An 18,939-nucleotide genomic window follows, 5' to 3' on the forward strand; every position below is an offset into this window, starting at 1 on the left:
CCCCCGGACGGGTCGCTCGCGAGGCTGCCTGCCTCAGCTTACATCCGTCTCATTTTGCGCTGCATCTCCCGGTGGCAGAGACCCGCTTTCGGCTGAAAGAGGTCACCCTGTCGGACGCGTCAGGCACTATTCCGCTGACCATTATCTTTGCTGATGGCAGCCGCTTTGTTCCTGAAGATGACGCCAGATTACGTAAGTGGGTGGCGGAACACCGGCGTCTTGGCTGGTTGCGTAGCTTCGAGCGCCATCAGCATAGCGTGTTTGCCGTGTTGCTGGCGACGCTGTTGCTGATGGTACTGTATATCGGCGTCTTAAAGCCTCTGACCATTCGTTATCTGGCGTTGCTGATCCCCGACTATGTGGAACAGCAGATCGGCCGGCAGACTCTGCATCTGCTGCGGCAGAATGGTTTTCAGGACAGTCAGCTTCCCGCTGCGCAGCAGCAGCGGGTCAGTCGGCTGTTTTCCGTGGTGCTGGCGGCAACCTCGCCGCGCGGGGCGGTGCCAGTCCGGCTGACGCTGATGCAGTGTCCCGGCGCGCCTGGCGCCTTTATGCTGGCGGATGGCAACCTGATCCTCTGCGACCAGCTGATAAAGCTGGCGCCGGGGGATGATGCGCTGGCGGCAATGATGCTGCATGAAATCGCGCATCATCACTGGCATCACCCAATGCGCTTGCTGGTGCGTTCTTCGCTGTTCTCACTGTGCTATATGTGGCTGATCGGCGATATCAGTGGAATCGACGATAAGTTATTAAAGCAGGCGTCTTTTCTGCACCAGATGCACTTTACGCGGGCGATGGAGCGTGATGCCGATCAGTGGACCATGATGCAAATGCAGGCGCAGGGACGCTCGCTGGAAGCGATGGCAAACATCTATGAATTAATTCGCCAGCAAGGGGGGCCGCGGAGTCGCGGGCTGGCGTTGCCGCACTGGCTGAGCAGCGATAGCGATATGCCATTAAGAATTGAAGCTATCCGCGAGGCGGAAGGGCATTAATTACATCGTGACCAGGCGAACCCGGTCACGATGCTGACAGATTACAGCGCGGCGATAACCGCCTGCTGTGCAATCAATTTCACTTTAGCCTGTTCGCACTCTTCCATGCGCTCACGCTCTTTCGCTACCACCGCTTCCGGCGCGCGTGACACAAAACCTTCGTTCGACAGTTTACCGGCGATGCGGTCAATCTCGACTTCCAGCCTGGTGACTTCTTTCGCCAGACGATCCAGTTCGGCGGCTTTATCCACCAGACCGGCCATTGGGATCAGCAGCTCGGCGCCGTCAATCAGTTTGGTCACGGAAACCGGACCCTGGTCATCGGCAGGCAGCAGAGTGATGCTCTCCAGACGCGCCAGCGTCTGCAGGAAACTACGGTTGTCGGTTACACGGCGTTGTTCTTCCGCACTGGCGCCGCGCAACAGCACATCCAGCAATTTACCCGGCGCAATATTCATCTCGGCACGAATATTACGTACCGCGATAATCGCCTGCTTCAGCCACTCGGTATCGGCCAGCGCCGCGCTATCGACCTTCGCCGCGTCAAACGCCGGCATCGGCTGCAGCATAATGGTGTCGTCGCTGATGTTTTTCAGCACTTTCACCCGCTGCCAGATAGTTTCCGTGATAAACGGAATAATCGGGTGCGCCAGGCGCAGCAGCGATTCCAGCACTTCAATCAGCGTATGGCGCGTGCCGCGCAGTTCCGCTGCGGAACCACCGTTCATTACCGGCTTGGTCAGCTCCAGATACCAGTCACAGAACTGGTTCCAGGTGAATTCGTAAAGAATATTGGCAGCGATATCAAAGCGATAGCTATCCAGCGCTTCACGATAGGCTTTCACCGTCTGGTTGAACTCCGCGAGGATCCAGCGATCGGCCAGTGACAGCACCATTTCGCCGCCGTTCTGGCCGCAATCCTGATCTTCGGTGTTCATCAGCACAAAGCGGCTGGCGTTCCACAGTTTATTACAGAAGTTGCGATAACCTTCCAGGCGCTTCATATCCCAGTTGATATCGCGACCGGTCGACGCCAGCGCCGCCAGGGTAAAGCGCAGCGCATCGGTGCCGTGCGGTTCAATGCCGTTCGGGAATTGCTTCTCGGTACGCTTACGGATCTTCTCCGCCAGCTGCGGCTGCATCATATTGCCGGTACGTTTTTCCAGCAGCGCTTCCAGCGAGATACCGTCAACCATATCCAGTGGATCGATCACGTTACCCTTCGACTTGGACATTTTCTGTCCTTCTTCGTCGCGGATCAGACCGGTCATATAGACGGTTTTAAACGGTACCTGCGGCTTGCCGTCTTCATCTTTGATAAAGTGCATGGTCAGCATGATCATGCGCGCAATCCAGAAGAAGATAATATCGAAGCCGCTGACCAGCACGCTGGTCGGGTGGAAAGTACGCAGCGCTTCGGTGTTTTCCGGCCAGCCCAGCGTGGAGAAAGTCCACAGGCCGGAGGAGAACCAGGTATCCAGCACGTCTTCGTCCTGACGCAGAGCAATATCGGCGCCAAGGCTATTTTCCGCGCGCACTTCTTCTTCGTTACGACCGACGTAAACGTTGCCCGCTTCATCATACCAGGCCGGAATACGGTGTCCCCACCACAGCTGACGCGAGATACACCAGTCCTGGATATCCCGCATCCAGGAGAAGTACATATTTTCGTACTGCTTAGGCACGAACTGGATATCACCCTGCTCAACCGCTTCTACCGCCACTTTCGCCAGCGGCGCGGTACGCACGTACCATTGATCGGTCAGCATCGGTTCGATAACCACGCCGCCACGGTCGCCGTAAGGTACGGTCAGATCGTGGGGTTTGATCTCTTCCAGCAGGCCCAGAGCATCAACGGCGGCGACAATTGCTTTACGCGCGGCAAAACGTTCCAGATTGCGGAATTCTGCCGGGATCGTGCCGTCATATACCGCAGACTCTTCGCCGTTGGTATCGTAAACCTGAGCGGTTTCACGGATATCGCCGTCAAAGGTCAGAATATTGATCATCGGCAGCTTGTGACGACGACCCACTTCATAGTCGTTAAAGTCATGCGCCGGGGTGATTTTCACGCAGCCGGTGCCTTTTTCCATATCGGCGTGTTCGTCGCCAAGAATTGGAATCCGGCGGTTAACCAGCGGCAGCACGACAAATTTACCAATCAGATCCTGATAACGCGGATCTTCCGGATTGACCGCTACGCCGGTATCACCCAGCACGGTTTCCGGACGGGTGGTGGCGACCACCAGGTAATCTTTGCCGTCGGCGGTTTTCACGCCGTCAGCCAGCGGATAACGCAGATGCCACATGGAACCTTTGGACTCGCGGTTTTCCACTTCCAGATCGGAAATCGCGGTGCGCAGTTTCGGGTCCCAGTTCACCAGGCGTTTGCCGCGATAAATCAGGTTCTCTTTATGCAGGCGAACGAACACCTCTTTCACCGCATTCGACAGACCTTCATCCATGGTGAAGCGCTCGCGCTCCCAGTCCACGGAGTTACCCAGACGACGCATCTGGCGGGTTATGGTGCCGCCGGATTCGGCTTTCCATTGCCAGATTTTTTCAATAAACGCATCGCGACCGTAATCCTGGCGCGTTTTGCCCTCTTCAGCGGCGATCTTGCGCTCAACCACCATCTGTGTCGCGATACCGGCGTGATCGGTACCGGCCTGCCACAGGGTGTTTTTACCCTGCATGCGCTGGTAGCGGATCATGGTATCCATGATGGTTTGCTGGAAGGCGTGACCCATATGCAAGCTACCGGTGACATTCGGCGGCGGGATCATGATGCAGAAGCTCTCCTGGCTGGTATCGCCATTCGGTTTAAAGTAGCCCTGCTTTTCCCAGTGCTCGTAAAGCGGCTGTTCGATATCTTGCGGGTTATATGTTTTTTCCATTTCTGCTATGTCGTTGTCGTTCTGGGCAAAGGCGGCGTTGCCGTATTCAAGTGGAATCCGACGCTGCGATAAGCTTTATAGCGGTCGCGCGCCAGCTGTTTGAGAGAATCTTCGTAAGGAACGAAGTCTATCACTTCATGGAAAGCAGTGGCAAAATCTGCAAACTGCGGCAGCAGGCTGATAAGCAGGTCACGCGGCGAGTTACCCCGTCGCTGCGGCCATGCCAGCTCTACCGGCGCGCCATATTTCGGCCCTTCGCCAGCCAGATTGTGCGGCACAAAGGCGCTGGAGGGACGCTGCCATAAGGCTTCATCCAGCTTAATGGCCTGTTGTTCCGTTTCGCAGGCGATCAGTACACGCTTCCCGGCGCGCCAGCGCTCTTCCGCCAGTTCGCACACTAACGCTTCAACAGCATTGAGTCCGTCAACCGGCGTATCGGTTTCCAGCAGATAGAAGGTCGCGTTTTTCATGGGTGATGCCTGAATCTGTTTAACCAGCAATCGGCGGCATCACTGCCGCCTCTGTAAACACGGGGTATCTGAAACACCGTAGGGGGCGCATTAATGCGCCCCTTCGCGCGCATTAATCGTCGCCGTTTAGGCCGGCACGATTTAACAGGAACTGCGACAGCAGCGCGACCGGACGCCCGGTTGCCCCTTTGGCTTTCCCGGAGCGCCACGCGGTACCGGCGATATCCAGGTGCGCCCAGTTATACTTACGCGCAAAGCGGGCAAGGAAACAGGCAGCGGTAATCGCTCCGCCCGGACGGCCGCCAATATTGGCCATATCGGCGAAATTGGACTCCAGCTGCTCCTGATACTCATCGGCCATTGGCAGACGCCATGCGCGGTCGCCCGCCTGTTCCGAGGCGCCAATCAGCTCATGGGCCAGCGGATTGTGGTTCGACATCAGGCCGCTAAGGTGATGGCCGAGGGCGATCACGCAGGCGCCGGTCAGGGTGGCGATATCGATAACCACTTCCGGATCGAAACGTTCGACGTAGGTCAGGGTATCACAAAGTACCAGACGACCTTCCGCATCGGTATTTAATACTTCTACCGTCTGACCGGACATGGTGGTCAGCACATCGCCCGGACGGAAAGCGCGCCCACCCGGCATGTTTTCACAGCCAGCCAGCACCCCCACCACGTTGAGCGGCAGATTCAGTTCCGCCACCATGCGCATCACGCCATACACCGAGGCGGCGCCGCACATATCGTATTTCATCTCGTCCATCGCTTCCGCCGGCTTAATCGAGATGCCGCCGGAGTCAAAGGTCAGGCCCTTACCCACCAGTACAATCGGCTTGCTGTCCGGATCCGGATTACCTTTGTACTCAATCACCGACATCAGCGACTCATTCTGCGAACCCTGGCCGACCGCCAGATAGGCGTTCATACCCAGCTCTTTCATCTGCTGCTCGCCGATCACCCGGGTAGTGATATTTTTGCTGTAATTGTCGGCTAACTGGCGCGCCTGCGACGCCAGATACGCGGCGTTACAAATATTTGGCGGCATATTGCTGAGATCTTTCGCCGCTTTGATGCCGGAAGCCACCGCCAGACCATGCTGGATAGCGCGCTCGCCGCTGGTCAGTTCGCGACGGGTTGGCACATTAAACACCATCTTACGCAGCGGACGACGCGGTTCGATCTTATTACTTTTCAGCTGGTCGAAGCTGTACAGCGACTCTTTCGAGGTCTCCACCGCCTGGCGCACTTTCCAGTAGGTATTACGCCCTTTAACGTGCAGTTCGGTCAGAAAACAGACCGCTTCCATCGACCCGGTATCGTTCAGGGTGTTGATGGTTTTCTGGATCACCTGCTTGTACTGGCGCTCATCAAGTTCGCGCTCTTTACCGCAGCCAATCAATAAAATACGCTCAGACAGGATATTCGGCACATGATGCAGAAGTAGTGTCTGGCCCACTTTGCCTTCCAGTTCGCCACGGCGGAGCAGGGCACTGATGTAGCCATCACTGATCTTGTCGAGCTGTTCAGCAATCGGTGACAGCCGACGCGGTTCAAAGACGCCAACGACAATACAGGCACTGCGCTGTTTTTCCGGGCTACCGCTTTTTACACTGAACTCCATGTACTCTCCTGAATCTTAAAGACAACGGCGTCGGCTACGGCTAGAATGTAGCGCTTTCGTAACTTTTAAGGCCGTTGCGTAACGACGTTTAGTAAACGGACGTCAGATTGAGTTTCGATGACCATGGTGGTTTTTTGTGTCATCTAAACGCTTGTGTCATACAATATTAGCTATGACGACGGCCATTGATGAGAAAAAATGGCGAACAAGCGTTGAAACTATCGATTTTCCTGCAAAAAGACAAGTTTTCACAGGCGTACTAAGCGTGATTATCATTAGATATCTGGTTCGGGAAACGCTCAAAAGCCAGCTGGCAATCCTCTTTATCCTGCTATTGATCTTCTTTTGTCAGAAGTTAGTCAGGATCCTGGGAGCCGCAGTGGATGGCGAAATTCCGACAAATTTAGTTCTGACATTGTTAGGCCTTGGCGTGCCGGAAATGGCACAACTTATTCTGCCATTGAGTCTGTTTCTTGCCATCTTAATGACGCTTGGCCGGTTGTACACCGAAAGCGAAATTACGGTAATGCATGCCTGCGGCTTAAGCAAAACCGTGCTGGTGAAGGCGGCGATGATTCTGATGCTGTTTACCTCGCTGGTAGCGGCGGTAAACGTTATCTGGCTGGGCCCCTGGTCGTCACGCTATCAAAGCGAAGTGACGCAGAACGCTAAAGCTAACCCCGGCGCCGCGGCGCTGGCGGCAGGGCAGTTCCAGCAGTCCAGCGACGGCAACTCCGTGTTGTTTATTGAGAACGTCAAAGGCGACCAGTTCGGCCACGTGTTCCTTGCCCAGCTACGCCCCAGCGGCAATGCCCGCCCTTCCGTGGTGCTGGCTGACAGCGGCCATATGCAACAACGTCATGACGGCTCCCAGGTGGTGACGCTGGATAAAGGCACGCGCTTTGAAGGCACCGCTTTACTGCGTGATTTCCGCATTACGGATTTTGAGAACTACCAGGCGATTGTTGGCTATAAAGAGGTGGTGATCGATCCGAATGACTCGGCGCAGGCGAGCTTTGACAATTTGCTGAAATCCACCAGCGCGGATTTTCGTAGCGAACTGCACTGGCGTCTGACGCTGATCTTCTCGGTACTGATCATGGCGCTGATGGTGGTGCCGCTCAGCGTGGTCAATCCACGTCAGGGGCGGGTGCTGTCAATGTTGCCGGCGATGCTGCTGTATCTGATTTTCTTCCTGCTGCAGAGCTCCTTAAAATCCAATGGCTCGAAAGGGCGTCTGGATCCGGCGCTGTGGATGTGGGCGGTTAACCTGCTGTATCTGGCGTTGGCAATTGTACTCAATCTGTGGGACACGGTGCCAATGCGCCGCATCCGTGCACGCTTCAATAAGGGAGGTAGCGTGTAATGTTTGGCGTACTCGACAGATATATCGGTAAAACCATCTTCAACACCATCATGATGACGCTGTTTATGCTGGTGTCGCTCTCCGGCATTATTAAATTCGTTGACCAGCTGCGTAAAACCGGTGAAGGCGCCTATACCGCGCTGGGCGCCGGTATCTTTACCCTGCTGAGCGTGCCAAAAGACATTGAGATCTTCTTCCCGATGGCGGCGCTGCTCGGCGCGCTGCTCGGCCTTGGCACTCTCGCCCAGCGTAGTGAGCTGGTGGTGATGCAGGCGTCGGGTTTTACCCGGTTGCAGATTGCGCTTTCGGTGATGAAAACCGCCATCCCACTGGTGATCCTTACCATGGTGATCGGCGAATTTGTCGCGCCGAATGGCGAGCAGATGGCGCGTAACTATCGTGCGCAGCAGCTGGTCGGCGGCTCACTGTTGTCGACGCAGAATGGCTTGTGGGCGAAAGATGGCAATAACTTTATCTTTATCCAGCGGATTAAAGACGACAACGAGCTGGGCGGCATCAGTATCTATAAATTTAACGACCAGCGTCGTTTGCAGAGCGTACGCTATGCCGCTTCCGCCACTTATGATGCGGAAAAAAAGGCGTGGAAGTTGTCGCAGGTGGATGAGTCCAATCTGACCAATCCGCTGCAGGTGACCGGCAGCCAGACAGTCAGCGGCGAGTGGAAGACCAATCTGACCCCGGACAAACTGGGGGTAGTGGCGCTGGACCCGGATGCGCTGTCGATTAGCGGGCTGTATAATTACTCGAAATATCTTAAGCAGAGCGGCCAGGAAGCCGGGCGTTATCAGCTGAATATGTGGAGCAAAATCTTCCAGCCGCTGTCGGTGGCGGTAATGATGCTGATGGCGCTGTCATTTATCTTTGGCCCGTTGCGCAGTGTCTCAATGGGCGTGCGGGTAGTGACCGGCATCAGTTTTGGCTTTGTGTTCTACGTTCTCGATCAGATCTTTGGCCCGCTAAGTCTGGTATACAGCATGCCGCCGTTCCTCGGCGCAGTGCTGCCAAGCGCGGCGTTCCTGGCGGTCAGCATCTACATGTTGCTGAAGCGGCGCTAACGGGCAACCCACGGTATGGGCGGCATAAATGCCGCCCGTACCGATGATTTACACCAGGCGTAATGCCGCCGGTATCAATGACTAAGCGACGGGTTATGCAGCTGCTGCTCAATCGCGACAATCATCCTTTCCAGATTCAGCATCGCCTGCGCGCCATCTTCAATGGTCGGCGCCTGGCTGCTTTTCCCCTTCATACCGCGAAACACATCGCGCAACAGCGCATGATAGCCTTTGTGATCTTCGTTGGCGGCCGCGGTAAAGTTCGGGCTCCAGCACAGGGTATCGCAGCTGTTATCCAGTCGTGCCGCATCATCCTCAGCTTTAAATGGCGGATCGCGATGCCAGGCGACATTGATAACATTATTCACTTCAATACGCTGATGATCGCCCATCACCGTGATGTTCTCCATCGGCGTACCGCGCGACTGCACGGTGCCCATCACCAGCGTTCCCAGCGCGCCGTTGGCAAAGGTCATATTCAGATGCGCCAGCAGCCGCCCCGGCTGGTGCTCAAAGGCGCGCGCCTGCAGGTCGCTGATCTCTGCCCCCACCAGCCACGGCATTAAATCCATATAATGCACGCAGTGATGCAGGTAAAAGCTGCTGTAATCCACCGCGCCGCTAAAGTAGCCGGGGGCGGTCAGATAGTTGCCCTGAAAGCCGAGGATCGGACCGAAATCGCCGCTGCGCAGAATATTGCCGGCGATTTTATTGCCGGTGGAATAGCGCTTCATAAAGCCAACATAGGCGGGCACGCCGGCACGATGCGCCGTGGCGGCGATCTCTCTGGCGGCTTTGGCGCTGCCGCCGGGCGGTTTCTCAATAAACACCGGTAAACCGCGCTGCAGTGCCGCAATGGCGATGGTCTGATGCAGCTCCGGCCCGACCGCCATCCCGATAGCATGCAGACCCGGATGCTCCAGCAGTTGCCGATAATCGTTATACACCGCGCTGACGCCGTAGTGGGTGGCGGCGGCCTGCGCCGCCAGCGGATTCACATCGCAGACGGCGGCTAAGGTCACGTTATTCGGCGCCAGCTGCGGCAGCAGCATCTGTGTTGCATGTCGGCCACAGCCGACCCAGCCAATTTTGAAGCTCATCCTGCGACTCCCGCCAGCGTTAAAGAGGATTTCACCAGCGCCAGACCGGCGCGTAACTTTTCTGATTCATCTTCATGGGGCGCACGCCACTGGGCGATGGGTAACCCGACGCGCCAGTCATCGCGCCGGAACGGCTCCAGCGAGACCGGGCCGCGATAATCAACCTCATGCAGCGCATGCATTATCGCGGTCCAGTCCAGATGGCCGGTGCCGGGAAAGCCACGGTGGTTTTCGTTCGCCTGGAAATGCACGATGCGTGAACCGGCGGCGCGAATCGCCGCCGGCAGGCTGCTCTCTTCGATATTCATATGAAAGGTATCCAGCAGCAGACCGAGCGCCGGGCTATCCACCGCATCCACCACTTCAATCCCCTGGGCGACAGAGCAGACAATATCGGTTTCAAAGCGATTCAGTGGCTCAAGGGCCAGCGTCACCGCGCTGTGCCGCGCCTGCTGCGTCACCTGTTGCAGGCCTTCAACCGTATGGTGAAGACGCCGGGCGATCTGCGCATCGTTCGCCGGGGCGGGCGGGCGACCGGCAAACACCAGCGGCTCACCGTACAACGGTCCGCCGACGATCTTTGCCCCCAGCTGCTCAGCGCACTCGATACAGTAGCGCAGATAGTCCACGCCGCCCTGACGCGCCTGCGTCAGCTCACTGGAGATGCTGCGCTGCAAATTAACGCGCGCCGCCAGCACCACATCAAGGCCGCTATCCGCCAGCGCCAGCCGTACGACGTCGAGGTTAAGCTGATCCTCTGGCTCTGGCACCAGCAGCTCGACAAATTCAAACCCCAGCTCGCGTATCTGGCTGAATAGCGCCAGATTTTCCATGCGAAACGGGCGGACAAACTGCATTGAGATTATGCCAACCGGATTATTCATTGTTTTCTCCCGAGCCGTTAGCCTTTGACGGCCCCTTGTGTCAGGCCACTGATTAAACGTTTCTGCACGATCAGGAACAGCACCGTAGCGGGTAACGCGCCGATAATGCCGCCAGCACTGAGCAGACCCCATTCGATTTGATACTCGCCAATCAGCTTCTGAATGGCGACGGTAATGGTTTTGACGTTACGCCCGCCCAGCGTCAGCGCGTAGAGATATTCGTTCCAGGCGGTAATAAAGATGTAAATACCGGTGGCGATCACTCCCGGCGTACAGAGCGGCAGCACCACTTTCCACATGGCCTGCAGGCGGCTGCAGCCGTCGGTCATCGCCGCTTCATCCACCGAACGCGGAATACCGTTGATATAGCTGGTCATCATCCAGATGGAGAACGGAATGGCGACCGTGGAGTTCGCGATAATCAGCCCGAGATGCGAGTCCAGCAGCCCCAGTTGTTTCATCAACACAAACAGCGGCAGGATCAGCAGTACCACCGGGAACATATTGATCACCAGGAACTGCATCAGCAGCAGACGTTTGCCGCGAAAGTTAAAGCGCGAAAAGGCGTAAGCGGCGGGAATACTCAGCAGCAGGCCGAGCACCACCGTGCCGCCGGCGATAATCGCGCTGTGCAGCATATTGTCGAGAAAGCCGACGCGGGAAAACAGATTGATAAAGTTCTCCAGCGTCGGTTGGCTAATCCCCGGCCCACGGCTGAACAGCAGGTTTTTCGGCGTAATGGCGGTGAAAAACATCCAGATATACGGGCCGAGGGTAAACGCGAGGATCAGCAGCATCGGCAGATCCACCGTCAGCAGGCGGCGCGGCAGCGATTTATTTCTCACCATTATGCGACCCTCCGCATGGTACGCCGCAGGTAGATCACCACCAGTACCAGCAGCATCAGGGTAAAGCTTACCGCCAGCGCCGAGCCGTAACCGAAGTCGAGATTGGTGCGCGCTTTGATAAATGAGTAGAGCGGCAGGGTATAGGTGGCATAGCCGGGACCGCCGCCGGTCATCACAAAGATCACATCAATCGAGTTAGCCACCCAGATAATGCGCAGCAATACCGCGGTGAGCAGCACGCCGGAGATGCCCGGCAGGGTGATATGCCAGAACTGTTTCCAGTGGCTGGCGCCATCCAGCGACGCCGCCTCGTAATAGCTGTGCGGAATCGACTGTAACGCCGCCAGAATCATTACGGTAAAGAACGGAAAGCCCTGCCAGGTCAGCGTCAGGATCACCGCATACAGCGCGGTATCCGGGTTCGACAGCCAGGAGATAGAGGAACTGATGATCTGCATGCGCAGCAGAAAATCATTCAGCACGCCGTAGTTAGCATCATAAATCCACGCCCACATCAGCGCGATCACCACGCTGGGCAGCGCCCACGGGATAATAATTAGCGCGCGTGCCAGCGGTCGCCAGAAAAACCGCTGATTAAGCAGCAGGGCGGTGACCAGCCCGAGTAATAACTGCGCCGGAATGGTGATACCAATCCAGATTGCCGTATGTTTCAGTGCGGTCCAGAACACCTCATCGTCGAACATTTTCACCCAGTTATGCAGGCCGGTGAAGGTGGCGGCCTTTGGCTTCCATAACACATAGTCGTGAAAGCTCATCCAGGTGGCCTGCACCATCGGCAGAAACACAATCGCCAGGGTGATCAGCACCGCGGGCGACAGCAGGGCGTAGGGCAGTACCCGCCGGGCGAGGGCCGATCTGCGCAACTGCGGCGGAGCGAGTGAATTTTCCATTACCATCATGCACCTCAGGGTCGTTGACGGCACCGCCCGCGGGCGGCGCGGGGAAATTTACGGTTGCGCGCTAAACAGCGTCTCGATTTTGCTGTTCATCTGCTCAACGCTGATCTGCCCTAACAACGCCTGCTGCATATTCACCGGCCAGACGGTATTGACAAAATCCGAGAGTTGCGGCGTGTTGGGATAGTCCTCGGCGTCCGGCAGCGAGTTGACGGTGGCATCCAGAAAACGTTTCGGGTGGCCATGCCACGCCTGGGTATCACTTTTGGTCACCGGCAGCTGACCGGTGGCGCGATTAAACTGCGCATTGTTTTCCGCGCTGGAGAGAAAGGCGATCCATTTCCAGGTGGCCGCTTTATCCGCGGCAGTGGTAAAGATGGCGTTGGATTCAACGGCGATCGGCGCCCAGCGTTTGCCGTTACAGACCGGCAGCGGTACGGCGGAAACGTTATCGCCCAGCACCGCATTCAGATCGTTGGCGGAGCCGATATGGTGGATGGTCATGGCGGTTTTACCGGCCTTGAAGGCGCCGATCACATCCTTAAAGCCATCGGTAGTGGCGGAAGGGGGAAACAGCCGGGCTTTCCAGGCATCAACAATCCGCTGGCTGGCCTGTAACACCGCGGGTTTGGTCAGGCCGCCGGCTTTAAATTCACCGCCATACGGCATAATTAACGGCGCCCACATATCCTGGCCACCAACGCCGCCACGAAAACCAAAACCGTAAATATCGGTTTTACCGTCGCCATTGGTATCCTGCGTCAGCTTTTTCATATCGGCATAAAAATCGTCGCAGGTTTTCGGCGGCGTCAGCCCGGCTTTTTGAAAATAATCGGTACGGTAATAGAGATAGGAGACGATATATTGCACCGGCAAAAAATAGTGTTTATCCATGCCGCCACGGGCAATTTTTACCGTGTTCTCCAGCAGGTTATTTTTGCCGTCCCATTGATTAATATAGTCATCAAGGGGTTCCAGCACCTCCATCTGCTGCAGGCGCGGCAGGGCAAAGGTTTTCACCATCGCGGCATCCGGCGCGCTGCCGCCGACCAGCGCGGTATACAGATTATCGTAATAACTGTTCCACGGAATATTCTCCGCCGCGATCCGGATATCGGGATTCTGTTTTTCAAATCGGGCAATTAAATCCGTCATGGTGTTATCGGCATTATCGAAGTGATACCAGTAATGCACGGTTGCGGCCTGCGCCAGCGGGTTTAACAGGCACAGGGATAGCGCTAATGCCAGCGATGACATTACTCTTTTCATGCTTTGCTCCTGATTATATTTTAGGTTTGCAGGATAGCTGTAGGGTCAGGGAGAGTTATCGGGTCAGGTTATGCCAGGCATCTGCTGCCTCCTTATGAGCCGTTACGGCGGCGGGGAGACGCAGCGTCATCTGCATAAAGCCATGCACCACGCCGGGAACGATCTGTAACCGGTCGCGACGGCCAAGCTGATGCAGCCTCGCCGCCAGATTTTCACTGTCGCTGCGTAGCGGATCGACCTGTGCGGCATTCATCCACAGCGGCGGCAGCGCCATTAGCGCCTGATCGCTGGCATTCAGCGGGGTCACCAGCGGGTGCAGACGCTGCTGATGATCGGGCTGATACCACTGCCAGTAGCGCTGCATTTTTTCACGCGTCAGCCCCGGGCCGTTGGCGCACTGGCGGTAAGAGGCGGTGGTAAAGTCGGCGCCATAGACGCCATAAAACAGCAGGCCGCACACCGGACGGATGTCGTCAGGTTGTTGCGCCAGCATTAGCGCCAGCGCCAGGTTGGCCCCGGCGCTGTCACCGGCCAGCGCCAGCTTATGGCGATCGAGATGCGGGAACAGCTTACCGCTGGTCAGCTGTTGCCACAGCCGCCGGGTATCTTCCAGCCCGGCAGGCCATGGATGCTCTGGCGCCAGTCGGTAATCAAACAGCAACACCGGTACGCCGCTAAGCTGCGCCAGTAGCCTGGCGCTGCGCTGGTGGGTGGCCGCACTGCAGAACGCCCAGCCGCCGCCATGGACATAGATAATCGCCCCGGCGCCGGCATTTTCCGGCGTATAGAGAGTACCGGATAACGCGGGCAACCGGCCGTCGCTCACGCTGAAGGGCGTCACTTCCGCCATTGGCGGCAGTTGCTGATTCCAGCGGACATTACTCTGCTCCGACTGCGCGCGCCCCTGAGCGGCGGGCAGGGTGGTGGGATCGGCTAATCCGGCATCCTGCTGCTGGAGCTCTGCCAGCAGCGCGGCCATCTCCGGCGACAGCATGGCGAGCGGCATCATGCGGATTGCCCCACTTCCGGTTGCGTCAGGTCCGGGCCGAAGTTCACTGCGGTACGGATATGGTGCGACAGGCACGAGACCAGCGTCTCGCGATCGCCGCTATCAATGGCATCAATCAGCAGGTAGTGCCGTTCGGCGCTGGCGTGCAGACGCGACACATCGCCGCCGCAGTTAAGGATTTTGTAGCGATGGTTATGCACCAGACAGCGCTTAAGGATCGGCTCGACATTGGGCAGCTGGGCACAGCTGTACAGCCGCAGATGGAAGGCGCGGTCATAGCAGGAGAGCAGATACTCATCCTGATCGCGCGCCGCCCTGACCATCGCCTCAATATCTTTCAGTAATAATTCACGCAGCTGGCCGCGTGCTTTTTCCGTCATCTCCAGTATCCGCGTGACGCCGCGACACTCGATATCATGGCGGATATGGATCATCTCAATCGCTTCCTGTTCGGTGCAGGGCGAAATTTGGGTTCCCCGGTGTGGCTGGCGATGAACCAGACCTTCCTGTTGCAGAGCCAGCAGCGCTTCACGCACGGTACTCTGGCTATAGCCAAAGCGCTGCGCCAGTTCCAGCTCCAGTACCACCGTCATCGGCGGCAACACCCCCAGCACGATCTCCTGCTGCAACAGCTCGAACAGCACGCTGCTTCGGCGGCCAATATCGACTATTTTTCCCGGAAGTGTGCTGAGGTTAAAAGTTTCAATCGCCATTTTTCATTAACACTTGTTTAACGTTATCGATAACGATATTTATACGTCTGAACAAAAAACATGCAATACGCAGTTTCGAAAATGTGACCGGCGCGGGAAAATTTCTGATTAACCGGCCTTCACACACCCTAACTCTGCGTGGTCGTCTGGAAGAGTGCGGTATCCCGGCCATGACCCGGACTATGAGGCAACATCCATGGCAACAATTTCACTGGAAAAAATCGTTAAACGTTACGATCACATTCAGGCGATCCACGGCATTGACCTGCAGATTAATGATGGCGAGTTTGTCGCCTTTGTCGGCCCTTCCGGCTGTGGTAAAAGCACGTTGCTGCGGATGATTGCCGGACTGGAGGAGATTTCTGGCGGCCTGCTGCGTATTGGCGATGAAGTGGTGAATCACCTTGAACCCAGCGAACGTGAGATTGCGATGGTGTTCCAGGATTACGCGCTGTATCCGCATATGACCATTGCTGAGAACATCGCTTTTGGTCTGAAGATGAAAAATAACGACCCGCAGGATACCCGTCAGCGGGTGGATGAAGTGGCCAGCATGCTGCAACTCACCCAGCTGCTGGCGCGGAAACCCGGCCAGCTGTCCGGCGGCCAGCGCCAGCGGGTGGCGATGGGGCGGGCGATTATCCGCCGGCCGCGCGCGTTTCTGTTTGATGAACCGCTCTCCAACCTTGATGCCAAACTGCGCGTCGATATGCGGGTGCAGATTAAACGCCTGCATGCGCTGCTGAAGACCACCACCATTTACGTTACCCACGACCAGGTAGAGGCGATGACGCTGGCGGATCGGGTGGTGATCCTGCGCGAAGGGCGTATTGAGCAGGTGGGAACGCCGATGGAGGTGTATAACCAGCCGGTGAATAAGTTTGTCGCCGAGTTTATCGGTTCGCCGCAGATGAATATGTTACAGGTGGAGGTGGTCGCCCATCCGCACGGGCCGTTACTGAAGTTTGGCCGCTGTGAAATCCCGCTGAAATCGGTGTCGGCGGCGCCCGGCAGCCGGTTGTTAATGGGGATACGTCCGGAGCATCTGGAGCCGCCGCGTTTTGGCTTGCGCAATAACCGTATTCCGCTACCGGCGCTGGCGGACGTGATTGAACCGTTAGGCTCGGATACCCTGGCGCTGTGCCATGTTGAAGGCCAGGAGGTCACTGCGCGCCTGACCCCGGGCCGCGTCAGCAAGCCGGGGGACTTTGTCGAGCTGTCGCTGGATCCGACGCAGATCCATCTGTTTGATCAGCAGGGGAATAATGTGCTGTTTGAACGGCCTGACGACCGCATCAGTAACCCGTTTCTTTACAGCGCCGAATACAGCCCGCTGCAAAATGCGCACGGAATACCGCAATAATTTGCACTAACTGTAATCCCGGCATCACGCAATCCCAACCGTACGGGCGGCATTAATGCCGCCCATCCCTATTTCAATAACGGGATCAATATCGGCAACTGCGACAACAGATAAAGGATCAAACCAATGGTACCGCCAACCAGCGTACCGTTAATGCGGATAAACTGCAGATCCTTGCCGATATTCACTTCAATCTGACGTGACATATCGCGCGCATCCCAGCTTTTTACCGTATCGCTGATATGGCGGGTAAGAAAGGCGGCAAAATCCGGCGCCACGGTACTGGCCGCCTGCTCCATATGCTGATTCAGCGACGCGCGCAGACTGGCATCGTTAATCAGCGTTTCGCTAAACCAGCGACCGGCGGCGGTGATCTTCGCCTGCACCGCGGAGTTATCGCTGCTTAAATCCTCTTTTAGCCAGCCGCGCAGATCGCCCCACAGCTCGCCGATATAGTTATTCAGCGCTGCATCTTCTTTCAGATAGGACTTGATGCTCTCGGCACGCTGCGCCATCTCCGGATCCTGCTTTAGTTTGTCGATCAGCCGCTCAACCGCGCGGTTAAAACCGAGCCGCAGCTCATGACCGCGATCCTGACCGACATCATCAAGGATCGAGTTCACCGCATTCGACACCAGCTCAGCACTGTGCTCGCCCAGCCACTCGGTCGGCAGCATTTTGGCGGTAAGCGGATGCTCGCGCTTTAGCCAGCGCACCAGCTGCATGGCGATAAACTCACGGGTTCCGGGTTTGTTAATCAGCTGCAGTACCTGTTCAATCGCCGCATCCAGCAGCTCCTGATGACGGTTATTTTTGGTCAGGCTCTCCAGCAGCATGGCGGCGGACTGCGTCAGATCGACCTTATCAATGGCCTTATGCACCGCGCGACGGATAAAGCGCTGAATGCGCGCGTCATCGGTTAGATCGAGAAAGCCGCGCATCACCTGCAACAGATGGCGCCCCAGCCGTTCCGCATTACCCGGCGTATTCAGCCAGTTGGCAATAATCTGCGCCGGATCGTGACGGCGGATCAGCGCCAGCAGCGACTGGGTATCGAGGAATTTCTCCTGCACAAAGCGGCCAAGATTCTCGCCGATACGGTCTTTGTTACGCGGAATAATCGCCGTATGGCGCGAGATAAACGGCACCGGCACCCGACGAAACAGCGCCACTACCGCAAACCAGTCGGCCAGCGCGCCGACCATCGCCGCTTCGGCAATCGCTTTAATCCCACTGACCCAGAAATTGGCGGGAAAGAACAGGGTGGTGATAAATACGCCCGCTGCAGTACACAACAACAGCAGGGCGATACGTTTTATTTTTTTTAACTCGCTCTCTTTATCCATAAATATCGCTTAGCGCTTCCGGCCTCCGTGATACTGCCTGGTGTAATAGATTAACCTGAATAAGAATAGCAACCTGCGACAGGAATAGCGGGTGGATAGCGGGAAAAGGGCAGAGATAAGGGGAAACGGGCCAGCAATGGCTGACCCACTATGCCAGCGCAGGGCGGTTAGCTGATAAAGTTTTTACCCTGTTTCAGTACCACATCACAGGCTTTGGTTTTCACCTTTTTGCCGAGTTCGGTATCGCCGAGGCTCTTCAGATTCAGCTGCTGACCGTTACCGGTATTCAGCAAGCCCATCAGACCCTGCTGATAATCGGTCTGTTTGGTTTTCTCCTGCTGGGTATCGATACCCAGTTTGCTCAGCACCTGGTTTTTAACCGCGGAGACATTGTTATCCACCACATTGTTTTTCACACAGTATTCCAGCACCCCGGCGGCGTTGGTCATACTGTTGGCGCTGACCGCTTTATCGCCACCGGTTAACAGACCGGAGAGGGAAGAGAGCGACATACCGCCTTGTGAAGCGTTGCTGGTGGTGTTGCTGTTGCTGTTGTTCTGCTGTCCGAGCTGCGTTGCCGCGCTATTCAGCTGATCCTGCCAGCTGGCCGCAGCGGCATTGCCTGCCAGCAGTGCTGAAGAGATGCTCAGAGCCAGTAACACCCGCTGAGTGGTATGCTTCATTGGAAAACCCCTGTTTACTTTATTATGGGTAAAAACTGCAAAACATCTGACATTAGTGACCTTCGGACTTTGCCGATGTGCAGAAGTTCCGGCTGCAGGATTTGCCTTACGGGAAATGGGCTGAATTGGGATTAATCTGCATCCGCAGCGCAGGCGGAAAGCCGGGAGAGTGTGGTGGCACGCACGGTGGCGCTGTTTTTTTCAGCACTCAGATCGCAACCCGGAGGATTAAGGTTGCGCAGACCTTGGGTAACGGTATAATCCACAACGTTTTCCGCGTACCTCTTCGTGCCGAAGTGGCGAAATCGGTAGACGCAGTTGATTCAAAATCAACCGCCGCAAGGCGTGCCGGTTCGATTCCGGCCTTCGGCACCAA

17 protein-coding genes and 1 tRNA gene are annotated in these 18,939 nt (G+C 56.5%); 5 read left to right on the top strand and 13 right to left on the bottom strand.

The window, feature by feature from the left end; genetic code table 11:
• The first annotated feature begins 71 nt into the window (after positions 1-71).
• Entirely contained in the window at positions 72-998 is a 927-nt protein-coding gene (locus tag JWF83_RS18085; RefSeq protein WP_413651791.1) for a M48 family metallopeptidase, read from the top strand.
• A gap of 41 nt (positions 999-1,039) precedes the next feature.
• On the opposite strand, the gene JWF83_RS18090 is transcribed toward JWF83_RS18085, so the two are convergent.
• From JWF83_RS18090 to pepA, 3 genes are all read right to left on the bottom strand, one after another.
• Positions 1,040-3,895 (bottom strand): valine--tRNA ligase, encoded by a 2,856-nt coding sequence (locus JWF83_RS18090; protein ID WP_413651792.1) that lies wholly within the window; start codon positions 3,893-3,895, stop codon positions 1,040-1,042.
• Positions 3,896-3,900: 5 nt separating this feature from the next.
• The gene (locus tag JWF83_RS18095; protein ID WP_413651793.1) at positions 3,901-4,365 is read right to left on the bottom strand and encodes a DNA polymerase III subunit chi; all 465 of its coding nucleotides are present in this window, start codon (positions 4,363-4,365) and stop codon (positions 3,901-3,903) included.
• 112 nt (positions 4,366-4,477) lie between these two features.
• On the bottom strand, positions 4,478-5,989 hold the full coding sequence (gene pepA / locus JWF83_RS18100; RefSeq protein WP_413651794.1) for a leucyl aminopeptidase: 1,512 nt from the start codon (positions 5,987-5,989) through the stop codon (positions 4,478-4,480).
• 265 nt (positions 5,990-6,254) lie between these two features.
• Here pepA and lptF point away from each other — a divergent pair, with 265 nt between their 5' ends.
• Positions 6,255-7,355 (top strand): LPS export ABC transporter permease LptF, encoded by a 1,101-nt coding sequence (gene lptF / locus JWF83_RS18105; RefSeq protein WP_413651795.1) that lies wholly within the window; start codon positions 6,255-6,257, stop codon positions 7,353-7,355.
• Positions 7,355-8,431, top strand: coding sequence for an LPS export ABC transporter permease LptG (gene lptG, locus JWF83_RS18110; protein ID WP_413651796.1), 1,077 nt, complete (start codon positions 7,355-7,357; stop codon positions 8,429-8,431). Before lptF ends, lptG begins: the two co-directional genes overlap by 1 nt.
• 74 nt (positions 8,432-8,505) lie before the next feature.
• Here the strand turns inward: lptG and JWF83_RS18115 are convergent, their stop codons facing one another.
• The 7 genes from JWF83_RS18115 to JWF83_RS18145 are packed head-to-tail and all read right to left on the bottom strand — an operon-like array spanning position 8,506 to position 15,171.
• Positions 8,506-9,531, bottom strand: a complete 1,026-nt coding sequence (locus JWF83_RS18115) for a Gfo/Idh/MocA family protein (RefSeq protein ID WP_413651797.1) — start codon at positions 9,529-9,531, stop codon at positions 8,506-8,508.
• A complete protein-coding gene (locus JWF83_RS18120) occupies positions 9,528-10,415 on the bottom strand; it encodes a sugar phosphate isomerase/epimerase family protein (protein ID WP_413651798.1) in 888 nt (295 codons plus the stop codon). The genes JWF83_RS18115 and JWF83_RS18120 overlap by 4 nt, the downstream gene beginning before the upstream one ends.
• Positions 10,416-10,432: 17 nt before the next feature.
• Positions 10,433-11,263, bottom strand: a complete 831-nt coding sequence (locus JWF83_RS18125) for a carbohydrate ABC transporter permease (protein WP_413651799.1) — start codon at positions 11,261-11,263, stop codon at positions 10,433-10,435.
• Positions 11,263-12,174, bottom strand: a complete 912-nt coding sequence (locus JWF83_RS18130; protein WP_413651800.1) for a carbohydrate ABC transporter permease — start codon at positions 12,172-12,174, stop codon at positions 11,263-11,265. The genes JWF83_RS18125 and JWF83_RS18130 overlap by 1 nt, the downstream gene beginning before the upstream one ends.
• A gap of 57 nt (positions 12,175-12,231) precedes the next feature.
• Entirely contained in the window at positions 12,232-13,449 is a 1,218-nt protein-coding gene (locus JWF83_RS18135) for an ABC transporter substrate-binding protein (protein WP_413651801.1), read from the bottom strand.
• A gap of 55 nt (positions 13,450-13,504) precedes the next feature.
• On the bottom strand, positions 13,505-14,458 hold the full coding sequence (locus tag JWF83_RS18140) for an alpha/beta hydrolase (protein ID WP_413651802.1): 954 nt from the start codon (positions 14,456-14,458) through the stop codon (positions 13,505-13,507).
• Entirely contained in the window at positions 14,455-15,171 is a 717-nt protein-coding gene (locus JWF83_RS18145; RefSeq protein ID WP_413651803.1) for a GntR family transcriptional regulator, read from the bottom strand. Before JWF83_RS18145 ends, JWF83_RS18140 begins: the two co-directional genes overlap by 4 nt.
• A 196-nt stretch (positions 15,172-15,367) precedes the next feature.
• Between JWF83_RS18145 and JWF83_RS18150 the strand changes: the two genes are divergently transcribed.
• Positions 15,368-16,534: an ABC transporter ATP-binding protein gene (locus JWF83_RS18150; protein WP_413651804.1), complete on the top strand. Its 1,167-nt coding sequence runs from the start codon at positions 15,368-15,370 to the stop codon at positions 16,532-16,534.
• A 68-nt stretch (positions 16,535-16,602) separates the two neighbouring features.
• On the opposite strand, the gene JWF83_RS18155 is transcribed toward JWF83_RS18150, so the two are convergent.
• The 3 genes from JWF83_RS18155 to JWF83_RS18165 form a co-directional block, all read right to left on the bottom strand.
• The gene (locus JWF83_RS18155; protein WP_413651805.1) at positions 16,603-17,880 is read right to left on the bottom strand and encodes a DUF445 domain-containing protein; all 1,278 of its coding nucleotides are present in this window, start codon (positions 17,878-17,880) and stop codon (positions 16,603-16,605) included.
• A 167-nt stretch (positions 17,881-18,047) separates the two neighbouring features.
• On the bottom strand, positions 18,048-18,563 hold the full coding sequence (locus JWF83_RS18160; protein ID WP_413651806.1) for a DUF2501 domain-containing protein: 516 nt from the start codon (positions 18,561-18,563) through the stop codon (positions 18,048-18,050).
• A 131-nt stretch (positions 18,564-18,694) separates the two neighbouring features.
• A complete protein-coding gene (locus JWF83_RS18165) occupies positions 18,695-18,829 on the bottom strand; it encodes a hypothetical protein (RefSeq protein ID WP_413651807.1) in 135 nt (44 codons plus the stop codon).
• Between the two features lie 24 nt (positions 18,830-18,853).
• Between JWF83_RS18165 and JWF83_RS18170 the strand changes: the two genes are divergently transcribed.
• Positions 18,854-18,938: transfer RNA gene (locus JWF83_RS18170), tRNA-Leu, on the top strand.
• Position 18,939 lies beyond the last annotated feature (1 nt).

It is taken from the genome of Pantoea sp. B65 (assembly GCF_047308185.1).
Taxonomy (GTDB): domain Bacteria; phylum Pseudomonadota; class Gammaproteobacteria; order Enterobacterales; family Enterobacteriaceae; genus Erwinia.